This is a genomic window from Microcoleus sp., from assembly GCF_049646505.1.
Classification (GTDB): Bacteria; Cyanobacteriota; Cyanobacteriia; order Cyanobacteriales; family Microcoleaceae; genus Microcoleus.
In genome coordinates this window covers 16396-39314 of the sequence record NZ_JBARVX010000579.1, presented here as the reverse complement: position 1 = coordinate 39314, position 22919 = coordinate 16396, and the positions used below count along the sequence as shown (strand labels likewise).

Sequence of the window (22919 nt, the reverse complement as noted above, 5' to 3'; positions counted from 1 at the left end):
ACTAAACCAGACTGCAACTGCTGCCAAGGCCCAGACCAAATGTAAGTAACCGGCAGCGCGACTCCGGGAAGTGCTTTTCCGGTAACAGTAACTTGCTCTAATTGTACTTGCGATCTGGCTTCATTCAACGGCTGTATTTCCACAGGCTGCCGTCGCTTGCGGTAAAGATTTAGATTAGTATTGTCAGGCAAAACCCAAGCTTTTTCTAACTGAAAATTTTCACCTTTTTCAATTGTAGCTACCGCAGCATTTTGAGCTTTTTTAATTTTTTCGCGAATCGAACCTTGCGGGCCTGTTTTGGTAACAAACCAAGAAAGCGATCGCACATCTTGCGGCACTTCTTTTAAATTAGTTCCCACCTGCCGCCCGTACACCTGAAAATTCGCCAAAGCACCGTAATAATTCAGATTGTGCTGGTTAATTTCCGGCGTGGAAGGCAACACGCCTAAAGTAGATTGCAAATAAGGTTCCGCAGCAAGAATTTCTGCAATTACCTCTCGGTGCGGCCACTCTTTGCCCAAGTAAGGATAGCTAGAATTACCGGGGCTAACAAGTTGAACTAAGCTATGTCCAAAAGCACCGCCCAGCGGCCACATATTTAACAGCATCGTCAAAGTTGCTAAACCAATTGTTCCCCAGCGAATTTGTCGCCCCCAACGTGGAGGCCACAGTGTTAAACAGTAGGCTAAGAAAATAGATAATACTGGCAAATAAGGTATCACATATCTGTCGTCTTTGTTGATATTTAAAGAATTAATTAAATAAGCTCCTACCCAAAAAATAGCCAGCCACCGACAGGAGTTGAGGTGAAAGATTGACGAACTATTTTGCCTGCGGAGCCAATAAAGTATAAATCCAACTAAGGGAATCAGTAACAAAGGCCAAGAAAGCTGTTCGGGCAAGTGCTGAATGTAGTAAATCCAAGCGTCGATCGTATTGAGGGCTGGATCTCCTTCGGCGATCGCAGAATCCAGCGTGGCCCGTTTTCCTCCGGTCAAAATTAACAGCCAATTGGTTTTTGCCCAGGGCCCAAAAACTGCCACCGACAGCAACAAAGCACCAGCTAATTGAGCTAATTTTCCCCAAGCTTTTTGCACCACTGCACCCGCAGCCAACCACACAATCGGGGTAAACAGAAATAAGACTGTAGTGTGTTTAACTAATATTGATAAGCCGAGAGAAATTCCAAAGGCGATCGCCCAAAAGAAAGATAATCGACTCAGGTAAAACTTTTTACCCTTTTCCTGATTTCTGCTATCCGCTGCATCCGCTACCAAATCTGCTGCCGAACCTTCTTCTTTCCACATTGTCAAACAATAGAAAGCCAAAGTAATCGCAGCAGCGAGGGGATAGTCTAGCAAAAATTGCAAGCGGAACCGATAAAGTCCCGGTAACAAAACGCAAATTGCAGCGGCCCACAAACCGACTTGTCTGTTGAATAATTTGACGCCCAGACTGTAGACTGAGGCGAGGAGAATTGCACTAAATAATAAATGAACGAGGGTTGCCCGATCGCCCAGGGCACCGAAAACATTCAAAAACGGCACCGTTAAGATGTACGTCAAGGGTGGAATTTTTGTCGAAAGCAGCCAGAAGTTTGTCCACCAATCCCCCGAAAACCACTGAGGATGCTGCAGCGCCTGCCAGTAATTCAGCGTGCTGGTGAGGTATTCTGCCTGATCCCACGCCGGTACAGAGCGATCGAAGGCAAACCAGAGGCGATCGCCAATTGCCCCCAACAGCCAAATTGTCCCCAAGACAAGCAGACTGTTGCCCCCGCTAGCCCGATGTTGCTGTGCCATTGCGATTTTTGGATTTTAGGTTGCAGCTTTTAGCTTACAGGCGGGCGGTTCCGGGCGAGCTAAAAATTAGTTGAGAAAAGTGCTTGCTAAATTGTGTATGTGTCTGCTAAGATAGTAAAGCGCGAAAAAACAAGCCGGGATAGCTCAGTTGGTAGAGCAGTGGACTGAAAATCCACGTGTCACGAGTTCAAGTCTCGTTCCTGGCATAGCTTTCTAAAAAATATACTTACACTGTTGAAGATCGCCCTTGCTTGCGGTGTATTGATTGAAGATTTGGTCTAATTTTTGGAAGATTGAGGAGAGTATGAAACTTGTTAGATCCCCGACTTCTTCAAGAAGTCAGAGATCCTTATATTTCTTAGGAATGAAAATTTAATAACTTAAGCGATTGGCTCGTTACCAGGCTCCGCCTGGTAATGCAGATGCTTTGGCTCTGCCTCTCTTTACCCCTGAGCTTCTGGAGAGAGAAGTGTGGCAGATGTTTAATTTATTAAATTTTCGTTCCTTAATCTCTTTCTGCTGGGACTCCTTAAACCCGCGTTTGACTTTGCAAAATTTCCTCCAACAGCCTCTCTTGACTTTTCGCAGGTTCTTTGCAAGTCAAACACTCGCAAACTAACCCGACAATTCCTACAGGCAAATCAGTCTCAATCTGACAGACAGCAGTCGGATAATACTGCGAAATCAACCCAGAAATGCGATCGCTCGACGTGCGAATCAAAGTAGAATGCTGATACCAATCGATCGCCGAAAGCAGACTCGGACAAGCTTGGGGAGCATCTCGGACAATACTGCTGAAAGCTTGCAAACCTTGCTCCGCACGATCGAGATATTCCAAATTTTGCCCCAGCAGTGCGAGACGAATCAAAGAGGCGATCGCAATTCCATTCGCCGCCGGAGTTGCATTGTCTATATAACTGCGTTCCCGCAGCAACAAATCTCCGCTAGCATCCTTAGCAGTATTGTAATATCCTCCGAATTCCACGCTCCACAAAAACTCATCAAACTCTTCTTGTACCTGCACAGCTTTCTCCAACCAAAATTGAGAATTATGCAATTGCGGTGCTGCTTCCCCGCTGCCTAAACTCAAACTCGCTTGATGCAAATCCAACAAAGCTTTCACAAACAAAGCATAATCCTCCGACTGCGCCGCCACAGCAGATTGTCCGTCATAATTCAACCGCTGAAACCGCCCGTCCTTCCACTGATTGTCTAAAATAAAATTAGCACTTGTCACAGCTAATTCCAGATATTCCAAATTTGCAAAAACAGCGGCAGCGCGCGCCAAGCCAGAAATCATTAAACTGTTCCAAGCTGCAATCATTTTCGTGTCAGTAACGGCGGGAATTCTACCAGGCCAACTGTCATTTTTAGCTTCCTCATTGTTGCGGGCTGGGGGAAAAGTTTTCACAGTATCGGGATTGCCGCCGTAGCGAACAGCAAAAAGTTTAGCCAAAGCCGTTTCTACAGTTGCGCTGAGTTTTCCCGGCTGGTAGCGCTGCAATACATTTTTGCCTTCAAAATTGCCGCCGCGAGTCACAGTAAACTGTGCTTGAATTTCCGCCAATTCCTCAGCAGTTAACAGTTGTTCGAGTTCGTCGTAACTCCAAACATAAAACGCTCCTTCCTCCGGTTCTGACCCCCCCGTTGCCCCCCCTTGGTAAGGGGGGGTTAAATTTTCTGCCCCCCCTTGGTAAGGGGGGGTTGGGGGGGTAAAACTATCAGCATCCTGTGCCGCGTAAAAATAACCTGTCGGCGCGGTCATTTCTCGCTTCAACCATTGTACTGTCCGGGCGATCGCACTTTCAAAAGCCGGTTCTTGGATTCCCGCACTCCACAAATTCGCCAAATATTCCACAATTTGACCGTTGTCGTAGAGCATTTTTTCAAAGTGCGGCACAGTCCAAGTTGCATCAACCGTGTAGCGGTGAAATCCGCCGGCTACATGGTCGTAAATGCCGCCCAATGCTAAGTCTAATCCGCGCTGAGTGGAGATTTGTTTGCTGTCGTATTTTGAATCAAAATTAAAGCGCGTTCCCCGCAGTGCTAGCTCAGCGTAAGGCATCATGGGAAAACTGGGGCCGGGATTGCTGCCGGCAATAATTCCGGTGTTGAGTTCCCAACCTTTTTGGAAGATTTCGCGATTTAGTTCTGCGGTTACTCCTGACAGCGCTGCCGACTGTTGGAGGTTCTCTAAAATCTCTGCTTTGAAGGCTTCTACTTTGCCTTTTTCTGTGTCGTAAAAGCGGCGAATTGCTTGCAAAACTTCTAAAAATCCCGGTCTTCCGTAGCGGGGTTCTACGGGGAAATAAGTGCCGCCGTAAAAGGGAATTCGCTCGTCGGGAGTGAGAAAAACGTTGAGCGGCCAACCGCCTTGGCCGGTCATCATTTGCAAGGTTTGCATATATATGCTGTCGATGTCGGGCCGTTCTTCGCGATCGACTTTTATCGGTACAAACTGCGAATTCATGTATTGGGCGATCGCGCGATCGGAAAATGCTTCCCCTTCCATCACCGTGCACCAGTGGCAGCTAGAATAGCCAATTGACAGGAAAATCGGTTTATTTTCGCTCCGGGCCGTTTCTAAGGCTTCGTCGCACCAGGGCCACCAGTCGATCGGGTTTTCCGCGTGTTTCCGCAGGTAAAGGCTTTGGGATTGAGCAAGACGGTTGACCATAATCAAATATACTTTAACTCGTACTCAGTAAGTTTGTCACTTCTCTAGCAGTTTAGCGCGAGATGTTTTAATTGAGTTGTTGCCGATAATTATGTTTTAATATTATGGACGATCGTCTAGATTTAAAATGAGTTTATCATCTCGGAGAACCTTCAATCAACAGCTAGGACAATTTTTGCTGAGTGCTGCTGTTCCTCCTGCTGTTCTCGAACTGGGGCAAACTGCATCCTCGGATCGAGCTTTATTAGAAACTAATCTTAACAATTTTCTGGCAAAAGCAGACCCAGAAATAGAATTATTAGTCCCGACCTTTTTAGGTAACGACAAGCGCCGGTTTTACGGCAGAGGCGTTCCGAAAAGCTTGAAGTTAATCGACCAATTTCCACTCGGCAGCGGACGGACTTTTCTGGGAAGGCGGTCTGTAGTTTGGAGCGGCGCGGGTTGGACCGGACAGCCGACAATTACCAGAGACCGGGGGAAAACTTATTTAATTATAGGTGCTTTCGACCACAATTTGCGAAAAATAGATATGGCTACCAATAAAGAAGTTTGGCGCTATAAATTTGATGATGTAATCAAAGGTTCATCAACAATTTATATCGATGAAAAAGCCAGCGCCGAAAACAGAATTGTGATTTTGCAGGGCAGCCGCAGCGGCGGTGACGGCAAAAAAGTCGTGCCGAGTTTTCGGGCAATATCTTTTAGAACTGGCAAGGAACTTTGGAAGCTGGACATTAGGAGAACGCCCAGCTACAGCCGCGATAACGATAGCAGCGCTTTGGATATCGGCGGCGGCGTGTTGTTCAATGCGGGCGAAAATGCGATCGGCTATTTTCTCGATAGTTCCACAAGTAATGCCAAGCTCAAACAAGGAATCAAACAGCCAAGAATATTGTCGGAAGTGCAACTTTATGCAGCAGCAGATATCAGGAAGCACGGCGGCAACTTGGTAGCTGAATCATCGCCATCAAGGCTCAAAGATCGAATATTTATAGCTGCAGGTTCCGGTCACATTTACGGTATTAGCATTGCCGAAAAAAAGATTGTGTGGGATTTTTATACAGGTTCAGATTTGGATGGAAGTGCTGTAATTTCTAAATCTGGAAAACTGTTTTGTGCCGTAGAAAAACAATACATTGCAGGTAACGGCGGAGTTCTAAAACTGAATCCGAACAAAGAGCCGAATGCCAGCGTCGAATGGTTTTTGCCTACCGGAAACCGCCGGCTTTCTAGCTGGGAAGGCGGGATAATCGGCTCGGTGGCGTTGAATGACGAGTACAATTCCGGGGAGTTTCCGGCGCTGTTTGCCACAAATGCGATCGACGGCAATTTGTACATCGGTTCCCAAGATATGATTACAGGTAAAAAAATTGCTGTACCTTGGCGAAACCAATCCTATCATACTCCGGTAATAGTCTTTCAAAAACAAATAGGTTCTTCTATTTCAACTCCGATTTTTACCGATGGCAATAAACTGATCAGTGCGGGATACAACGGTGTTTATTTGTTTAATTTGAATTGGGAACGAGCGAAGTCTGGCGATAAGAATGCTTTGAGAAATGCTAAGGGCGAGTTTTACCGTTTGAAAGTAATAGAATCGGGGAGATTTAAACCGGGTTTATCTTTTGAGGCGACTCCTGTAGTTTGGGACGGACTTGTGAGGATTTGCGCCAGGGATGGCTGGATGTATACTTTGGGTTAGTCATTGGTATTTTGTACCTCTATCGGGAACAGACAAGATGCTGTTCCACAACAGAGTTTAGTTATTGTGGAACAGGCATCTTGCCTGTTCTTAAAAGGGTGTTGAAATCCGCGACGCAAGATGCCTGTTCCACAACAAAGTTTAGTTATTGTGGAACAGGCATCTTGCCTGTTCTTAAAAGGGTGTTGAAATCCGCCATCTCTTCCTACCTGCGGTTTGACTGCGGTTATATGTATGATAGAAATAATGCCGGATATTATAGGAAACTCGCTATGGCAACTAATGAAACTCAAATAAGCCAAGTTTACGGTTCAGAGGATGCTCAAGGCATTCTGCAAATTGCGATCGCCCGCCGACAAGATGAAGGAGAATTATCCAGAGTGCAGTTGTTCGAGATTGCAGCGGAATTAGGCATCTCCGAACAGGATATTGTGGTGGCGGAACAGCAATGGTTAGCAACTAGAGGAGAAGTTCAAGAAAAGTTGGTTTTTAACACTTACCGCCGTCGCAAATTGCAGAAAAATGTGACAAAATACGGCATCATCAATACTTTTCTAGTTTTGTTTAATCTAGCAGGAGCGCACGAGCTTTCTTGGTCGCTGTTCATTTTACTAACCTGGGGATTGGGATTGTCGCTGAATGCTTGGAATGTGTATCAAACTGAAGGGGAAGATTACGAGCAAGCGTTCCAGCGGTGGCGTTTGAAGAAACAAGTCGGAGAGTCTATTGGTACTGCGACGAATAAGTTTATGAAGTGGTTGCAGTCGTGAAAAGTTCTACTAATTCTCAAAACTCATGCAAAAGTAGCTGTAGGGTGCGTCGCCCAAGAAAATTCTCCATAAAAATCGACAATCTAATAGCCACGCACCTGACAAACAGTCTTTCAGGAAACAACCTTGTAGGAGGGGGTTTTGTAAACCGTAATTGCCTAAAATCAATAATCTCATAAACTCCCCCGCGCATCGGTAAATCGCTTAATTTTACGCTTCTGGATCGATACCCAAAGCTCTTAACTGAGCCGCCAGCCGATCGGCACGCTGCCGCTCTTGTTCGGCTTGTTGTTGAGCTAATTCTTTTTCCTGTTGCTCGCGATCGGCACGCTGTCGCTCTTGTTCGGCTCGTTCATCACCCGTCAACAGCAAATTACCTTCTTCGTCCCACCACCGCAGCCAAGGCAGTTCGGCATTTTGATACTGTCCCTGCCATATTCCTAATTCTACACCCAAAGGCCCAATCGGATAGTGTCCGCGATCGTTAGCTGGCACTAACTGATACTTACCTGCTACTAAATTGTACACTTCGACGCTGGCTAGACTCACTTCATAAATAGCGTAGAAAGGTACGCGAAGTGCTTGCTCGTAAACCCAAAACTTTCCCGTTTTAGGAGTTGCATCTCGTTCTTCCGAGCCGTCGCGAGAAACAAATTCGATGACAATTAAAGGCGCGACAACTTCGTACCACATCACGTAAGAACGCCGAATTTTACCGTCAACTAATGGTGACACGTTTGGAACATAAAACCAATCGGGTGCTTCAGCTCCTCTGTCTGCCGGCTCTGTTAGACGCCAATAAATACCGCAGTCTTGACCGATGCAATATTGATTGTCGGGATGGCGCTGCTGCAATAGCGGGGTGACGGCATCAGTCAGCAGAATGCTTTGGGGATGCTCCTGAAAGTTTTTCACAAATCTACCGTCTTCGTCTGGTAGTTGAGTGTGGTCGGGAGGGAGATTTGTTATGGATTTATAGTTTGTATCTCCCTCAGATTCCGGTAGTTGAGTGTGGTCTGGCAGTAGATTGAATGCGGTAGAAGATTTTGTTTGAGAAGTCATGGCAGTAGCCGTTTATTATATTACAAGCTGATGATTATTAAATTAATATAACAGATGATTTGGCGGTAGGGCGGCTTTTTTATGGTTGAGAATTCTTGTAGCTCATCTTGGAGCGATCGAATATTCTGTCATCGCATATTGTCTCACTATTGGCGATAAATTGAAAAGCGCTTGATTGTCCGGTTCTGGTTTTTCAATCAATGCTCTATTTTTTAAAAATTGCAGCGCATTGAATAACTCCGGTCGCGATAATTGCACTTGGAAATTCTATAAATTTTGATAAATTGAAACAGGCTCGATTTCATTTTCGACGCAGCACATTACTTGGCGATCGTCTCATTTTCTAGCTTGGCTGCTTTCCGACAGAGATGCTCCCTTGCCACTTCTTCTATTGTACCTAATCGTTAATAAAACTCCTGTATATAGCGGTTCTCAGTAACATGAGGTACGTTCAAAAAGCGGTAGTAGGTAATAGGTAATTGCAGATTGGTAATTTGAGTTCTGGTTAGCTGCCAGTTATGATTTCTGCCCTCCGCTTCGCCCGTTACCGATTACCCATTACCGATTGCGCGAGTGTACCTGACCTAAGTGAGAAAGGCTATATTTGTATTGGCTGCTCTAAATACCATAATATAATCTAATCTCTAGTAGCTGTGTATTGTGGTAAAATGACGATCGCCATTGACTTTGGAACTAGCAACACCGTCGTCGCTCGCTGGAATCAGGCCATCCAGCAGCCAGAAACTTTGAAATTACCGGGATTGTCGGCAATCTCGGCTCAAAATCCGCCCCTAATTCCCAGTTTGCTCTACGTTGAGGACGCTGCTCAAAGTAAAGTAATACTCGGTCAGCAAGTCCGCGACAGAGGTCTAGATTTGAGCGGAGATTCTCGGTTTTTCCGCAATTTCAAGCGGGGAATTGGCACTGCGGTTCAGGGTTTTGTGCCGGAACTTGACGGGCAAATTGTAGATTTTGAACGAGTAGGTGAGTTGTATTTGAGCCAAATTGTCAGCTCAATTCGCGAACTGCCTTTGCCGGTAGATTCTTTAATTTTTACTGTACCGGTAGATAGTTTTGAAGCTTACCGCCATTGGTTGGGTAAAGTGTCTGAATCTCTGCAAGTAGAACAGGTTCGGATGTTGGACGAACCGACGGCGGCTGCTTTGGGTTACGGTTTAGCCGATCGCGAAATTCTCTTAGTCATTGATTTCGGCGGCGGAACTCTCGACCTTTCTTTAGTGCGCCTCGACATTTCTGCTGGCAAAAAGCCCCTGGGTTTTCTGCTCAAATGGGGCGAAAAGTTATTAGCTGAATCTTCGGCACAAAAAGCAAAAGTTGCGCGGGTTTTGGCTAAAGCCGGACAAAATTTGGGCGGTTCGGATATTGATAATTGGCTGGTTGACTATTTTGTCAAAACAAAAGGGCTAGCAAAATCTCCGATTACAACGAGATTGGCAGAACGGTTAAAGATTCAGTTGTCTTTGGTGAATCAGGCGGTTGAAGTTTATTTTGATGATGAAAATTTTGAAAGTTACGAATTAGAATTAGACCGATCGCGCTTTGAATCTATCCTCGCCGAACATCAGTTTTTTGACAACCTCGACGAGTGCATGAATCAAGTATTGCAGCAAGCGCGCCGCCAAGGCTTAGAAATTGGCGACATCGATGCAGTTTTGCTCGTTGGCGGTACTGTCCAAATTCCCGCCGTAAAGCGTTGGGTTGAGCAATATTTCGAGCCGGCAAAGATTCGGTGCGACAAACCCTTTGAGGCGATCGCCCAAGGTGCTCTGCAACTGAGTCAAGGCATAGAAATCAAAGATTTTCTCTATCACAGTTACGGAATTCGTTACTGGAACCGCCGCGAAAATTGCCACAGTTGGCACAGTTTAATCAAATCCGGCCAGTCTTATCCGATGAGCGAACCGGTAGAATTAGTCTTGGGAGCTTCTTTAGAAAATCAGCCGAGTATAGAATTAATTATCGGTGAATTGGGAGCGGAAACTGGCGGGACGGAGATCTATTTTGATGGCGACAGGCTAATTACTCGCCAACTCGCGGGTCAAACATCGGTACAGCCCCTAAATGACAAAGATGGAGCTCGCAGTATCGCGCAATTGACACCGCCTGGGTATCCGGGGGGCGATCGCATCAAAATCTTCTTCCGCGTGGACGAACAGCGATTTTTACGCATTACCGTGGAAGATTTGCTAACAAATGAAACGTTGTTGGAGGACAAACCAGTGGTGCAGTTAAGTTAAAGATCAATACGCTTGGGTTAGCGCTGTTTATTCCCCTGAGATCCCCCTAAATCCGCCTTAAGAAGGGGGAGTTTGAGCAATTTCTTGTCCCCCCCTTTTTTAAGGGGGGTTAGGGGGGATCTGTCTTAACTGAACTTCAACCTGCGGAGGCAGGTTTTGTCTGTATAGACGCGGTTTCAACCGTTGGGTATTCTTGAAGTGGATTTTGTCTCCATAAATGTAATGTTAACTCTTCAACCGGCGGAGGCCGGTTTTGTCTGTATAGACGCGGTTTCAACCGCCGTTTTATCTACGAACCTGGAGTTAAACCTAAGATTTGTGCACCACCACCGGTGTCCCCACCGAGGCCCAATTGAACAGCCATTTAGCGTGATTTACAGCTACATTCGTGCAGCCGTGAGTGACGGGATTGCCAAACAAATTGTGCCAGTAAGCGCCGTGAATTGCCATTCCTCCGTCGTAATACATGGTATAGGGAACGTCGGGCACGTCGTAGTCATCCCCAGTCATTCTAGTAACGCGGTGTTTGGTTTGAACGGCAAAGGTTCCCGTGCGGGTGGGAGTCGATGATTTGCCGCTGGAAATAGTCACCGCATAAACAGGTTTGCTTCCTTCCCAAGCTGTTAATCTTTGTCTTGACAAATCAATTTCAATCCAGCGCTGACTGGATTGCTGCAACTGCATAATTTTATTGGCGATTTTGTTGTGCTGCGAACCGGCAATTGCAGGATTTTGCCCCCCACAAAATGCAGCAACTGTGAGGGCGCAGCCGGCACAGAAAATTCCGGCGCGGCGAAAGTAAGTTGAGTTGATAATGCTGTTCATTCTTCACACCCAAAACGATTTTAGACTGTAGATTTTACATTTTAGATTAGCTCGTACTACTTTAGATTGTAGATTATAGATTTTAGATTGGGAAAGAGCGCTTAACAAGTTGTTAACTTTTCGGTAAGATTTCGGGCAATTTGGCCGATCGCCCGCCAATCTCCATTTGCCACTAATTGTTTGGGAAATAAATCTCCCGCCAAACCAACGGCGATCGCCCCTGCGTCAATAAATACCTTCGCATTTTCCACTGTCACCCCGCCCGTGGGAATCAAAGGAATGTGTCCCAGAGGGCCTTGCAGGCTTTTCAGGTAAGCTGCACCTCCCAACCCCGATATCGGAAACACCTTAACGCAGGTAGCGCCTGCTTGCCACGCAGTCACGATTTCTGTGGGAGAAAAAGCACCGGGGACGATCGGCACTCCCGCATCAACTGCTGTTTTAATCATAGCTACATCGGTGTGCGGAGTAAAGAGAAATTGAGCGCCGCAATCTATGGCTTGCTGCAACTGTTCTAAGTTTAATAAAGTGCCGGTGCCAATACTAAAAGTAGGAAATTGGGAGCGGAGTTCGGCAATTAATTCAGCAGCTTTTTGAGTGTTCCAAGTAATTTCAACAAACTGGAATCCGCCTGCTATTACCGCTGATGCCATCTGCCGAGCGAGTTCTTTTTCGGAAGAACGGATCACGGCGATGGCGCGGTGTTTTTTTAGTAGTGTCAACCAAGATTGATTATTCATACCCACTCATTCTGCCTCGCCTATAATTCTAGTACATCAGGACTTACGCAGTGAGAGTCTTAAACCTCGATGCCCCCTAGCCCCCCTAAAAAAGGGGGGAATTTGAAAGCCCCCCTTTTTAAGGGGGGTTGGGGGGATCTCTTCGTAAGTCCCCTACACATTACCAAATCCGATATATGCCAAACTACAATATGCGCGGCGTGCAATTTTTAACAGACAATCTAGGCAACAAAACCGCTGCAATTGTTGACATCAAAGAACACAGCGAATTTTGGGCAGACGTGCTGGCTGAATGCGGCGAACCGACAGACTTTCAATTTTTAGTTGATTCTGAAGGCGAAAAAATTGCGGTGCTGCTTGACTTCGAGAAGCACGGCGAACTTTGGGAGGATGTTTACGACTGTCTGACTATTGAATCTAGAAAAGATGAACCAAGAGTTCCTTGGGAAGAAGTTACACGTTGCTGCTCTCTACAAAAAAATGTAAACTGATATAGTCGTGTCTGCTGTGGGTGCAGCCTCCTGCGGCAAATTTTCTGGGAGACCTCATGAAGAATTCTGATGCAGCTACTCCTCTCAAGTCCCACGGAGTTAGTCGATTATTAATGCAGTTCGCTTGGGCTAACGTCTCGTTAAACATCGTTTCCCTGCTTTTAACTTCGGTGAAAGCAATTGCACCAACGATTGAGGCGTCGCTTCAAGGTTTGCAGCAGATTTTGTTGATTGTTACAATTCTTGTCGCCTCGATTTTGTTCGTGCTTTTTCTAGTCTGGCTATATCGCTTGCACGTCGATCTCAAGGTTCTTTTCAATGATTATCCTATCACCCCAGGAGGAGCGATGGCAAGATTTCTCATACCGATATACAGTATATGGGGAATTTGGAATGCACTCTCAACATTTGCCAACAGATTTAATCAGGAAGGGGGAGAATTAGCAAAGTTTGCCGAGTATATAAATCCCCTGATCGGAGGGTTCTATGCTTTAACTATTGCCTCAAATATGTTGAACCGTGAATTTTCAAGAATGCAGAGGCAGAGTCCAGAAATAGAGCCTTTATGGTTGTTCTTGCTTAATGATGTAGTAGGCCTGGGTTTGTCGGTCATGTTATTGCTAATGGTAAAAAGTATGAGCAGTGCCGTTGTTGCCAAAGCTCGTCAGCCAAAATCAGGCAGGACAATCAAGGTTTAGTAGATAGGGGTAGGGTGCGTCCCTCTGGGATAACTGCAAATAGCGAGAATTGTCGCAGCGACGCACCCTACTATAAAAAATCGGGGCGATTCCAGACAATCCCAGAATCACCCCAATTATTGATTTCAAACTTTAGATTCAATCCAAAATTTCAAATCTTAAATTCCCAATCAATTAGGCAATAGTGGCCATCTTGACATCGCTGTTGGCTAACAAATTTTGCAGTTCGTCAGCATCCACAGTTTCCTTTTCTATTAGCATATCTGCCAAGGAGTTGAGGACGTGGCGGTTGCCAACCAGCACGTCTTTAGCGCGCAGGTAAGCTTGCTCTACCAACAAGCGGACTTCATCGTCGATCGTGGCTGCGGTTTCTTCAGAAAAGTCCCGTTCGGCCATGATATCGCGACCCATGAACATATTGCCTTGCTGGCGACCGAGAGCTACAGGGCCGAGCCGATCGCTCATTCCGAAGCGAGTTACCATTTGCCGCGCTACTCTTGCCACTTGCTGCAAGTCATTGGAAGCGCCAGTCGTGACTTCTTCTTCGCCGAAGACAATCTCTTCAGCAATGCGGCCGCCCAAAGCTACCGCCATTTGATTTTGCAAGTAAGAGCGAGAATACAAGCCAGAATCCATCCGATCTTCGCTCGGTGTGAACCATGTCAAACCGCCAGCGCGGCCGCGGGGGATAATGCTAATTTTCTGCACGGGGTCATAGTCGGGCATCAGCGCGCCGACTAAAGCGTGACCGGCTTCGTGGTAAGCTACCAAAGTTTTGCGCTTTTCGCTCATCACGCGGTCTTTCTTTTCTGGGCCTGCGAGCACGCGGTCGATCGCATCGTTGACTTCATCCATCGAGACTTCGGTCAAGTTGCGGCGGGCGGCGAGAATTGCAGCTTCGTTCAGCAGGTTGGCCAAATCGGCACCTGTGAAACCGGGTGTCCGGCGGGCGATTTTTTCCAAGTCCACGTCTTTGGACAAGGTTTTGCCGCGGGCGTGAACGTTGAGAATTTCGAGGCGACCGGCGAAGTCGGGGCGATCGACCACAACTTGGCGATCGAAACGGCCCGGACGCAGCAGCGCAGCATCCAGCACGTCGGGGCGGTTCGTAGCAGCAATCAAAATGATGCCTGTATTGCCCTCAAAACCGTCCATTTCCGTCAGCAACTGGTTCAGGGTTTGTTCCCGTTCGTCGTTACCGCCGCCCAAACCAGCTCCCCGCTGGCGGCCTACCGCGTCAATTTCATCGATAAATACGATGCAAGGAGCGTTGGTTTTAGCTTGTTCAAACAAATCGCGGACGCGGGAAGCACCCACACCTACGAACATTTCCACAAATTCTGAACCGGAAATCGAGAAGAAGGGAACGCCTGCTTCTCCAGCAACTGCTTTGGCGAGCAAGGTTTTGCCTGTTCCGGGAGGGCCCACTAGCAGTACGCCTTTGGGGATTTTTGCTCCGACTGCGGTGAAGCGATCGGCATTTTTCAGGAAGTCCACGACTTCTGCGAGTTCTAGCTTGGCTTGTTCGATGCCGGCTACGTCGCCGAATGTCACCTGAGTTTGAGGCTCCATTTGAACTCTAGCTTTGGATTTGCCGAAGTTCATGGCTTGGTTGCCGGGCCCGTTTTGGGCGCGCCGCACCAGGAAAAACAGTCCCACTAACAGCAGGATCGGGAAGAACAGGCTGCTGAGGGCTTTTACCCAGAACCCTTCGTCGTTTTGGGGCAGAACTGAAATGTCTACGTTATTTTTGGTCAGGATGTTGATCAGTTCCGGGTCGTTCGGCAGGTTGACGAGTACCTTGCTGCCGTCCTGAGCAGTTACCAAGGCTTTGCTGCGATCGGAACTGATATTTATTTTGTCTACTCTCTTGCCTTCGACTTCCTGAATGAATTGGCTGTACTTCCAAACTTCCCGGCTTGGGGGCTGTTTGTCAAAAAATGCCGTGGCTAGGGCAATGACTACAATAGCCAGCAGTGCGTACAGTCCAGCGTTTCTCCACCGTTTATTCACCGAGGTCGATCCTCCTAATTATTTAGTCCCTACAGTTTGGGATTTTTTATTTATGTTCATCAATCTTAACGTAATTGTAACTTGTTTTTGTCTGGTGAGGAATCCCGGCCATGCTGCGGCGGTCTCAGCTCGCGGGAACGGAACAGCCCTGGGTCGCGTCAGGAGATTCGGCTGCTGTCCTAATTTTTGGGTATTTTATTACACCATAAAGCATAATTTGTCAAAATTATCAAAAGTGGTGGCGATCGCCACCACTATCGATGTGGCGTATAGGCGTATAACTGTGAATAAGCCTTGCAGAAATAGCAGTGCGATCGCCTGCTACCAGAAACAGAACAACTCAAAAAGTTTCAGCGTCCGGGCTTGGGCGCTCTATAAAACGATCCTGTAAAAGGTCGAAATTTAAGATTGACGGTGGACAAAGGTCTGGATTTTGGCTTTCACTTGTGACAAATAACAATAATCAAGCAAGAAAAATGGACATTAAATTATCAACGGCAAGTAATTTTATTAGCTATTTTGTTAAGGCGGGAGATACTGTTTTTGATGTCGGGGCTAACATTGGGCAAAAAGCAGATTTGTATTTAGCTGCTGGGGCAAAAGTAATATGCTTTGAACCCCAACCGGATTGTTTAGCTATTTTAACTAAAAAATACCAGCAAAATCCCAATGCTGTCATCCTCGATAAAGGCTTGGGCGAGCAAGCCGGGACTATGCAGCTTTCAGTATGTACTGACGCTAATTATATATCAACATTTTCGCCAAAATGGAAGACCGGACGTTTTTCAAACTATGAGTGGGATCGAACTATTACAGTCGAAGTTACCACCTTAGATGAGATGATAAAAATTTGGGGAAAGCCGCAGTTTTGTAAAATAGATGTTGAAGGATTTGAGTATCAAGTATTAAAAGGACTATCAATACCAATTCCCTACATATCATTTGAATTTGCTATAGAATTTATTGAAGACACGAAAAATTGCATCAATCACCTTAAAAGTTTGGGATATAAACTGTTCAACCTTGCCAATGGCGAAGCCAGCAATTTGGTGTTTTCTGAATGGGTTTCTGACGACCAGCTTTTAAATTATTTAGAGTCTGCTAATGATGCGTTGCTGTGGGGAGATATCTACGCAAAATTTGAGTCAGATCCACAAAATATATCGGAGAAAAAAACAGTACCGCAAATCAGTAAAGAAGTAGGTGTAACAGTAGGGTATCTCGATTTACAAAATCTTTGCCATCAACACTCGATTCAGGCCAGAGGTATTATCCACATAGGCGCTCACGAAGGGCAAGAAATGCAAGACTATCAAGTGATGGGTGCGGAAAAAGTGCTTTTTGTGGAAGCCAACCCGTCTGTTTTTGAAAGGTTGAAACTGCATATAGCAGGGATACCTAATGTGTGGCTGGCAAACTGCGCTGTCAGCAACCAAAATGGCACAGTTAATTTGCGGGTGAATTCCCACGATATGAGCAGCAGCATTCTGCCGCTCAAGCTTCACAAGGAAATTTACCCAGGGATGGTGGAGGTTAATCAAGTAACCGTACCGTCGAGAACTCTTGACTCGCTAATGCAGGAAAGCCGGCTGGATTCATCGGAGTTTAATATCCTGGTTATTGATATTCAAGGTGCAGAACTTTTGGCTTTGGAAGGGGCGAGGGAAACTTTAAAATATATTGATGCAATCAGTACAGAAGTTAATTGCGAAGAACTGTATGAAGGGTGTGCGTTAATCGAACAAGTGGATGATTTTCTAAGAACCTATGGTTTTCAACGAGTAGCAGTGGCCACTCCATCTCATCCATCTTGGGGGGATGCTTTTTATGTCAAAACTACAGTCAGCCTTGAATATACCGATCGTTTTAGCTTGAGGAAATCGCCAGCTTTCGATAGCCACAGTGTGGCAATATTAACGAGTATTGCACCGGGAAATATAGCAAATCAGCGGGCGGCTGTAGAAAGCTGGCTTTCCCTTGGATTTGAAGCTGTTTCGCTCAATAGCCGGGAAGAAATTAGCCAATTGCAGCCAATCTATAAAAACGTTGCTTTTCATGAAGTAAAACGCGATGCGCGGGCAGAGGCTGGAAAACCGTTAGTCTATCTTGACGATCTGTTTGTTTATTTGCGCGATTGCGGTACAAAAATCTGCGGAATTGTTAATTCAGATATCCGCTTGAAAGCCGATGGCGATTTGATTTCATTTATATGCAAACAGGCTGAAAATGCCGTAGTTTTTGGTTCGCGAACTGATATTGATTCTCCCACCGAAGAAGCAGCGGGAGAAATTTATGCTAAGGGGTTTGATTTCTTCTTCTTTGACAAGGAATTATTAAAACATTTTCCTAGTTCTCAATTCTGCTTAGGTCTTCCTTGGTGGGATTTGTGGATACCGCTGATCGCTCAGCAAAAAGGGTGGACTGTTAAATATTTAGAAACTGCGATCGCCTATCATCTCAAACACCAGGTGAATTATATAAACGATTTTTGGCAAAAGATGGGAATTCACTTTACAGGATTTTTCCAGCCTGATTTATCACGGAAATTTCAGGAAATGCTGTCAAATAATCGCAATCAGTTACAAGCAGAACTAACAAGTGTCGCCGTGCAAGCTGTGCAAATAATTGACAAATATCAGCAGACAATTAGATATGAAACTAGCGACCAAATCAATTTACAGCGCTCTGCGGTTGAGGGTTCCCAGTCTGTCCCGTCGGCTTTTAAAGTATCTGCGATCGTTTCTACTTACAATTCCGAAAAATTTATCCGCGGCTGCTTGCAGGACTTGGTAGAGCAAACGCTGTACAAACAAGGTCAACTCGAAATCATAGTAATTGACAGCGGTTCCCAAGAAAATGAACAGTCTGTTGTGCGGGAATTTCAAGCGAAATATCCCAATATTGTGTACGATCGCACTTCTGAACGCGAAACACTATATGCAGCCTGGAATCGAGGCATTAAAATATCGCGCGGAGCTTGCGTTACTAATGCTAACACCGATGACAGACACCGCCCCGATGCCCTAGAAATCATGGCGAAATACTTGGACGAAAACCCCACAGTAAGTCTGGTTTATGCTGACCAATTAATTACCAGCACAGCTAACGATACTTTTGCAAGAACCCCAGCCGAAAAGCGCTGGAATTGGCCAGCATTTGACTACAGCGAACTCGAACGACGCTGCATTATTGGCCCGCAACCAATGTGGAAAAAATCGCTGCACGAAAAATACGGCTATTTCCGAACCGAATTTACGGCGGCTGGCGATTACGAGTTTTGGCTGCGGATTGGCAAAACCGAAAATATTGTGCACCTGCCAGAAATTCTCGGTTTGTACTGCGAAAATCCACAAGGTTTGGAGCATTCATCGCCAATATCGCAGCAAGAAACTCGGCAAATATGGGATGAATATGGGATCGCCCGCCGAGGTGTAAAACCAGCCACTACATTACCTGTTTCTATCTCTCCATCGCAGCTAAATTCCATGCCCTACCGCACCTTTGCAGAAACACTGGTCAGCGTAATCATTCCCTGCTACAACCATGCAGCTTTACTCAGAGAAGCTGTTGAAAGTGTTGTCAGTCAAACTTATCCAAACTGGGAGTGCATCATTGTCAATGATGGCAGCACTGATGATACCAGCAACTTCACCAATTATTTAATTAAACTGTATCCTCAAAAATCGCTTCGCCTCATAGATAAACCGAACACGGGGCCGGCTGATTCGAGAAATGTTGGCGTTCAGCAGTCGTCAGGAAAGTTTATTTTATTCCTAGATGCTGATGATAAACTTCATCCCAAATTTCTAGAGGAGTGCGTGGAAATTTTATTAGCAAAACCCAAGGTAGGTTTTGTCTATACAGATGTGCAGCACTTCGGAGCAAACTGCGATTTAGTTGTTCGCGGTGATTTTGATGCCAATCGGTTTTTGAGAGACAATCAAGCCCCTGCTACTTCCTTGTTTAGAAGGGAAATTTACGAGCAAGTAGGCGGCTTGAAAAAAGTGATGAAGCTGGGATGCGAAGATTGGGAGTTTTGGGTTTCTGCCTATGAAAAAGGCTGGTTGGGCGATCGGTTGCCTAAACCTTATCTCTATTACAGGCAGCACGGCGACGGCTCTAGCAGAACCCAAAAAATGGCTGGCGACCGCCCAAAATTAGACTTAATGAGAGCCACAGTTATTCACCTCCACTCTCAACTTTACCAACCCGAAGAAGTGCGTTGGTCGCAGCAGATTTTGCAGCAACACGGCAATTTAATAGCTAATGAATTAGTAGAATTGAACAAGCCCGAACAATTTTTAACTTTGCTGTCCCAATATGTGGGAGAGTATCAAAAAGACCAAGCTAACCAAGTCAGTATCGCTAACATCCGGCAATCCCGCCAGCAACTCGCAAATTATTGGCTGAGCCTCCCCGCAGAACAACTGGCAAATGCCTGTGGAGGCGATGCAGGTAAGGCGCAGCAGCTACTGCTAAACAGCAATATCAAAGATGAAGCGCTGACAGATGCCGAAAAGACTATTATCGATCGACTAGCAGCACATCTCTCCCAGGGAATTAAAACTCCCAAAGATATTAACTACCTACTAGCAGCCGCTCTCTATCGTCGTGCTGACCAGTTACTGTTGAAGTATGAAAGTGCAGCTATACCTAATTGGTTTGTCAGCGACTATCTCAAATTTATGTTTGCCGCGCCTGCTCTATTTCAAGAAATAGGAGAGGCTGACAATTATTGCCGATATGTGCAGGGATGGGTCAGTTATTTGCATAGCAATATCTTCAATAACCCAAAGTCACAAGTGTGGCAGGATATCGCCTGGTATTTCACTCAAAATGCTAATTTTATTCCTCTGTACTTCAATAATAAAAATCTCAAGGATGTCTACACAAAGCGGGCAGATATTATTGAATATGCCATGAAAAATCGTGGGGCTGCGATTGATTGCATTTTTCCGGCTAGAGCTGCAAACAGGCAGAAAATTCGCCTCGGTGTCCTGACCAAACATTTTGGGGCGATGACGGAAACTTTCGCCACGTTACCCGCTTTTGAATATCTGAATCGAGAGCAATTTGAAATTATTTTATACGCTCTTAATCTCGACGGGAATAAATTAGAACAGTATTGCCAGAGTCGCGCTGACAGACTGGTTAAACTGTCTAATGACTTGCCAAGTCAAGTTCAGACAATCCGCGCTGATGACTTAGATATTCTGCTGATTGCTACCAATATTACTGCGGTTACTCATCCGATTAGTTTACTGGCACTTCATCGATTAGCGCGGGTACAAACTACCTGTTTTAATTCTCCCACTACCACAGGAATGCAACATATTGACTATTACATTGCTGGTAAGTTGATGGAACCTGCAACTGAAGGACAGGATCATTATCGCGAGAAATTAGCAACTATTGACGGAGCTGGCTGCTGTTTTAGCTATACCCTCGAACCTTACACTCCTAACATTAATTTCACCAGAAATAGTATCGGCATTTCCAAGGAATCGGTTGTCTTTATTTCGAGTGCAAATTTGTATAAGCTAGTGCCGGAATTAAGGGAAACATGGGCAAAGATTATTGCTGCTGTTCCTAATTCGCTGCTGTTTTTAATGCCCTTCGGCCCTAGCTGGACTAATCATTATCCAGGGGGGGCTTTTGTGAATAATATGAATGCCGTTTTTGCTAAGTATGGCATTGAGAGTAATCGTTTGCGGGTGTTGAAGAGTTTTCCTAACCGTGCGGATGTTAAAGAAGTTTTGAAGTTGGGGGATGTTTATTTAGATTCTTATCCCTATGCGGGGACGACTTCTCTTGTAGATCCGCTAGAAGTGGGACTTCCAACTGTTGTCAGGGATGGGAATACTTTGCGATCGAGAATGGGGGCGGCTGTGGTACGATCGCTCTCAATGCCAGATTTAATTGCGCGCGACGAAGCATCTTACATTCAGCTAGCTGTTAATCTCGGCACTAACCCGCAGTTGCGGCAGCAAAAACGGCAGGAAATTAAGGAAAGAATGCAGGGCAATCCCGCCTGTTTTGATAGTGTGGCATATTCAGGGGCGATCGGCAAATTATTCCAAGAACTCTTCGACACGTGGCAAAGCAGCCACCTAGAAGCAGCCCGCAGCTTGCAGGATAGCATTCCCAAACCAGCCGACTTGGGCGAGAAACTCTCGAATGCCGTCAAACTTTACCAGAAAAATTCATCCAACATCTCAGCCATATCAGAATTGCGTCAAATCCGCAAACAAATCGCTGATTTTTGGCTGAACCTTCCCGCCGAAAATCTAGAAACCGCCTACCAAAATACGCCCGGAAACAGCTACAAAATCCTGCTCAAAAGCGGCTTTCAACGTCAACCGATGATGGAAAGCGAACAAATATTTTTGCAGCAATTAACCCAAATTAGCAAAGGATTAGTGCATCCTAAAGCTGTCAACGCCTTGCTCGCGGCAATGCTGTATTTCCCACCGGGAACCATGCGAATTCCCGACGCTCGCAATCGCTTGCCGCACTGGTTAAGTGGAGATTACGAACAAGTTTTTGAGACAGAAGCCGCCGTCAAATCCGAGTCAAGTTCTGACTTGCTAGCGCAACACATTAAATCTCCGCAATTTGCCAATCAACTGTTAGGATGCGTCAATCTTTATCGCATCGATCCTTCTGACGTATCGGTAGTTTTGGAACTACGCCAAATCCGCAAACAACTGGCTGATTTTTGGCTGATTGTTCCTTCAGAACAACTGGAGACAGTTTACCAAGGCGAAGTTGGTAAGGGATATCAAGCAATACTTAACTGCGGGTTGCAAGCCGAGTCAATGACGGAAGCAGAACAGAAGTTTTTGCAGCAATTAACTGAAATTAGTAAAGGGTTAGTGAATCCTCAAGCTATCAATGCTTTGCTTGGTGCGATGCTGTATTTCGTGCCTGGAAAAATGCGGGTTCCCGACGCTCGCACCCGCTTGCCGCAGTGGTTGCTTGAAGATTACGAAAAGGTGTTTGAGAGTGGATTTGCCGCCACCGAACAAACACTTGTGAAACAAGATTATCTGCCACAGTTACTCAATCAATTAACTGCGGCGGTCAATTTTTATGAAATCGACCCGACGGCTGAATTGGCGATAGCAGATTTGCGGTCAATTCGCAAGCAAATTGCTGATTTGTGGCTGAGTGTTTCTGGGGAACAATTAGAACTTTTGTACCGGAGCGATTTCGGGAAGGGTTACAAGGCTCTGCTGGGCTGCGGGTTTGTTAATGAGCCTTTGAATGAGAGCGATCGCGCGTTTTTCAATTCGTTGGTTGCTGAGTTGAGTAAAGGGTTTGGAGCGCCTGAAGCTGTACATAATTTGTTGGCGGCAATGCTGTTTTGTCGGGCTGGACAGTTGCAGGTTCAGGATGCGAATAGTTGTTTGCCGCCGTGGTTGTTGGAGGATTACGAGCAGTTTGTTGGGACGGCGGCGAAGGTGGCTGTTGGGTGAGAAAGGATGCAGTTATTGAGATTTGGGATTAATTGTTAGTCTCAAATTTCAGGATTGAATTGATGTTATATTCGGTTTAGATAGCAATTCTAAATGATTCGCAAAATATGTATGGGTAGTGCAAAGAGTGCCTACAACAATTACGCAACTGATACGAGGATTGCTGTATAAACGAACAAGCTGGTAAATCAGCCCCTGTCGCGACTTAGCATAAATAAACAGACTCAGACTGCTAAAATGCAACTATAGCAATCCTAAATCATTTTCAATAACTGGTTAAGAGGCTAAGGATCGAAAACTTAATAACTTAAACACCTCCTACAGTCTTCTCTCCTGTAAGTTGCCAGATAAAAGGAGGCAGAGCCTCCGGATCTGCATTACCAGGCAGAGCCTGGTAACGAGT

The 22919-nt window shown here is 45.8% G+C and carries 12 protein-coding genes and 1 tRNA gene; 7 read left to right on the top strand and 6 right to left on the bottom strand.

From position 1 onward, the window contains the following. On the bottom strand, nt 1–1802 hold a 1802-nt coding region (locus WBA89_RS27345; protein ID WP_424410786.1), incomplete at its 3' end, for an ArnT family glycosyltransferase. A 133-nt stretch (nt 1803–1935) separates the two neighbouring features. Here WBA89_RS27345 and WBA89_RS27340 point away from each other — a divergent pair. Further along, nucleotides 1936–2008: transfer RNA gene (locus WBA89_RS27340), tRNA-Phe, on the top strand. A gap of 323 nt (nt 2009–2331) precedes the next feature. On the opposite strand, the gene WBA89_RS27335 is transcribed toward WBA89_RS27340, so the two are convergent. Beyond that, nucleotides 2332–4479, bottom strand: coding sequence for a thioredoxin domain-containing protein (locus tag WBA89_RS27335; protein ID WP_424410785.1), 2148 nt, complete (start codon nt 4477–4479; stop codon nt 2332–2334). Nucleotides 4480–4606: 127 nt separating this feature from the next. Here WBA89_RS27335 and WBA89_RS27330 point away from each other — a divergent pair, with 127 nt between their 5' ends. Continuing rightward, nucleotides 4607–6181, top strand: a complete 1575-nt coding sequence (locus tag WBA89_RS27330) for a PQQ-binding-like beta-propeller repeat protein (protein WP_424410784.1) — start codon at nt 4607–4609, stop codon at nt 6179–6181. Nucleotides 6182–6453: 272 nt separating this feature from the next. Then, nucleotides 6454–6951, top strand: a complete 498-nt coding sequence (locus WBA89_RS27325) for a 2TM domain-containing protein (protein ID WP_424410783.1) — start codon at nt 6454–6456, stop codon at nt 6949–6951. 210 nt (nt 6952–7161) lie between these two features. Here WBA89_RS27325 and WBA89_RS27320 read toward each other — a convergent pair whose 3' ends face one another. Then, nucleotides 7162–8013, bottom strand: coding sequence for a Uma2 family endonuclease (locus tag WBA89_RS27320; RefSeq protein WP_424410782.1), 852 nt, complete (start codon nt 8011–8013; stop codon nt 7162–7164). A gap of 668 nt (nt 8014–8681) precedes the next feature. Between WBA89_RS27320 and WBA89_RS27315 the strand changes: the two genes are divergently transcribed. Further along, entirely contained in the window at nt 8682–10271 is a 1590-nt protein-coding gene (locus tag WBA89_RS27315) for an Hsp70 family protein (protein ID WP_424410781.1), read from the top strand. A gap of 309 nt (nt 10272–10580) precedes the next feature. Here the strand turns inward: WBA89_RS27315 and WBA89_RS27310 are convergent, their stop codons facing one another. Beyond that, entirely contained in the window at nt 10581–11096 is a 516-nt protein-coding gene (locus WBA89_RS27310) for a L,D-transpeptidase (protein WP_424410780.1), read from the bottom strand. 101 nt (nt 11097–11197) lie between these two features. Continuing rightward, nucleotides 11198–11836, bottom strand: a complete 639-nt coding sequence (locus tag WBA89_RS27305) for a bifunctional 4-hydroxy-2-oxoglutarate aldolase/2-dehydro-3-deoxy-phosphogluconate aldolase (RefSeq protein WP_424410779.1) — start codon at nt 11834–11836, stop codon at nt 11198–11200. Nucleotides 11837–12012: 176 nt separating this feature from the next. Here WBA89_RS27305 and WBA89_RS27300 point away from each other — a divergent pair, with 176 nt between their 5' ends. Both WBA89_RS27300 and WBA89_RS27295 read left to right on the top strand, forming a co-directional pair. Next, nucleotides 12013–12327, top strand: a complete 315-nt coding sequence (locus tag WBA89_RS27300) for a hypothetical protein (RefSeq protein WP_424410778.1) — start codon at nt 12013–12015, stop codon at nt 12325–12327. A 56-nt stretch (nt 12328–12383) separates the two neighbouring features. Next, nucleotides 12384–13025 carry a hypothetical protein gene (locus WBA89_RS27295; RefSeq protein WP_424410777.1) on the top strand — a complete coding sequence of 214 codons (642 nt, stop codon included), beginning with the start codon at nt 12384–12386 and terminating at the stop codon, nt 13023–13025. Between the two features lie 174 nt (nt 13026–13199). Here WBA89_RS27295 and ftsH3 read toward each other — a convergent pair whose 3' ends face one another. Further along, nucleotides 13200–15038 carry an ATP-dependent zinc metalloprotease FtsH3 gene (gene ftsH3 / locus WBA89_RS27290; protein WP_424410776.1) on the bottom strand — a complete coding sequence of 613 codons (1839 nt, stop codon included), beginning with the start codon at nt 15036–15038 and terminating at the stop codon, nt 13200–13202. A 476-nt stretch (nt 15039–15514) separates the two neighbouring features. On the opposite strand from ftsH3, the gene WBA89_RS27285 reads away from it, so the two are divergent. Beyond that, on the top strand, nt 15515–22516 hold the full coding sequence (locus tag WBA89_RS27285) for an FkbM family methyltransferase (RefSeq protein ID WP_424410775.1): 7002 nt from the start codon (nt 15515–15517) through the stop codon (nt 22514–22516). The last annotated feature ends 403 nt before the right edge of the window (nt 22517–22919 follow it).

What these genes read in the sequence shown, in the direction of transcription:
- WBA89_RS27335 (WP_424410785.1), bottom strand. Translation starts at nt 4,479, where the DNA reads ATGGTCAACCGTCTTGCTCAATCCCAAAGCCTTTACCTGCGGAAACAC.
- WBA89_RS27330 (WP_424410784.1), top strand. Translation starts at nt 4,607, where the DNA reads ATGAGTTTATCATCTCGGAGAACCTTCAATCAACAGCTAGGACAATTT.
- WBA89_RS27325 (WP_424410783.1), top strand. Translation starts at nt 6,454, where the DNA reads ATGGCAACTAATGAAACTCAAATAAGCCAAGTTTACGGTTCAGAGGAT.
- WBA89_RS27320 (WP_424410782.1), bottom strand. Translation starts at nt 8,013, where the DNA reads ATGACTTCTCAAACAAAATCTTCTACCGCATTCAATCTACTGCCAGAC.
- WBA89_RS27315 (WP_424410781.1), top strand. Translation starts at nt 8,682, where the DNA reads ATGACGATCGCCATTGACTTTGGAACTAGCAACACCGTCGTCGCTCGC.
- WBA89_RS27310 (WP_424410780.1), bottom strand. Translation starts at nt 11,096, where the DNA reads ATGAACAGCATTATCAACTCAACTTACTTTCGCCGCGCCGGAATTTTC.
- WBA89_RS27305 (WP_424410779.1), bottom strand. Translation starts at nt 11,836, where the DNA reads ATGAATAATCAATCTTGGTTGACACTACTAAAAAAACACCGCGCCATC.
- WBA89_RS27300 (WP_424410778.1), top strand. Translation starts at nt 12,013, where the DNA reads ATGCCAAACTACAATATGCGCGGCGTGCAATTTTTAACAGACAATCTA.
- WBA89_RS27295 (WP_424410777.1), top strand. Translation starts at nt 12,384, where the DNA reads ATGAAGAATTCTGATGCAGCTACTCCTCTCAAGTCCCACGGAGTTAGT.
- WBA89_RS27285 (WP_424410775.1), top strand. Translation starts at nt 15,515, where the DNA reads ATGGACATTAAATTATCAACGGCAAGTAATTTTATTAGCTATTTTGTT.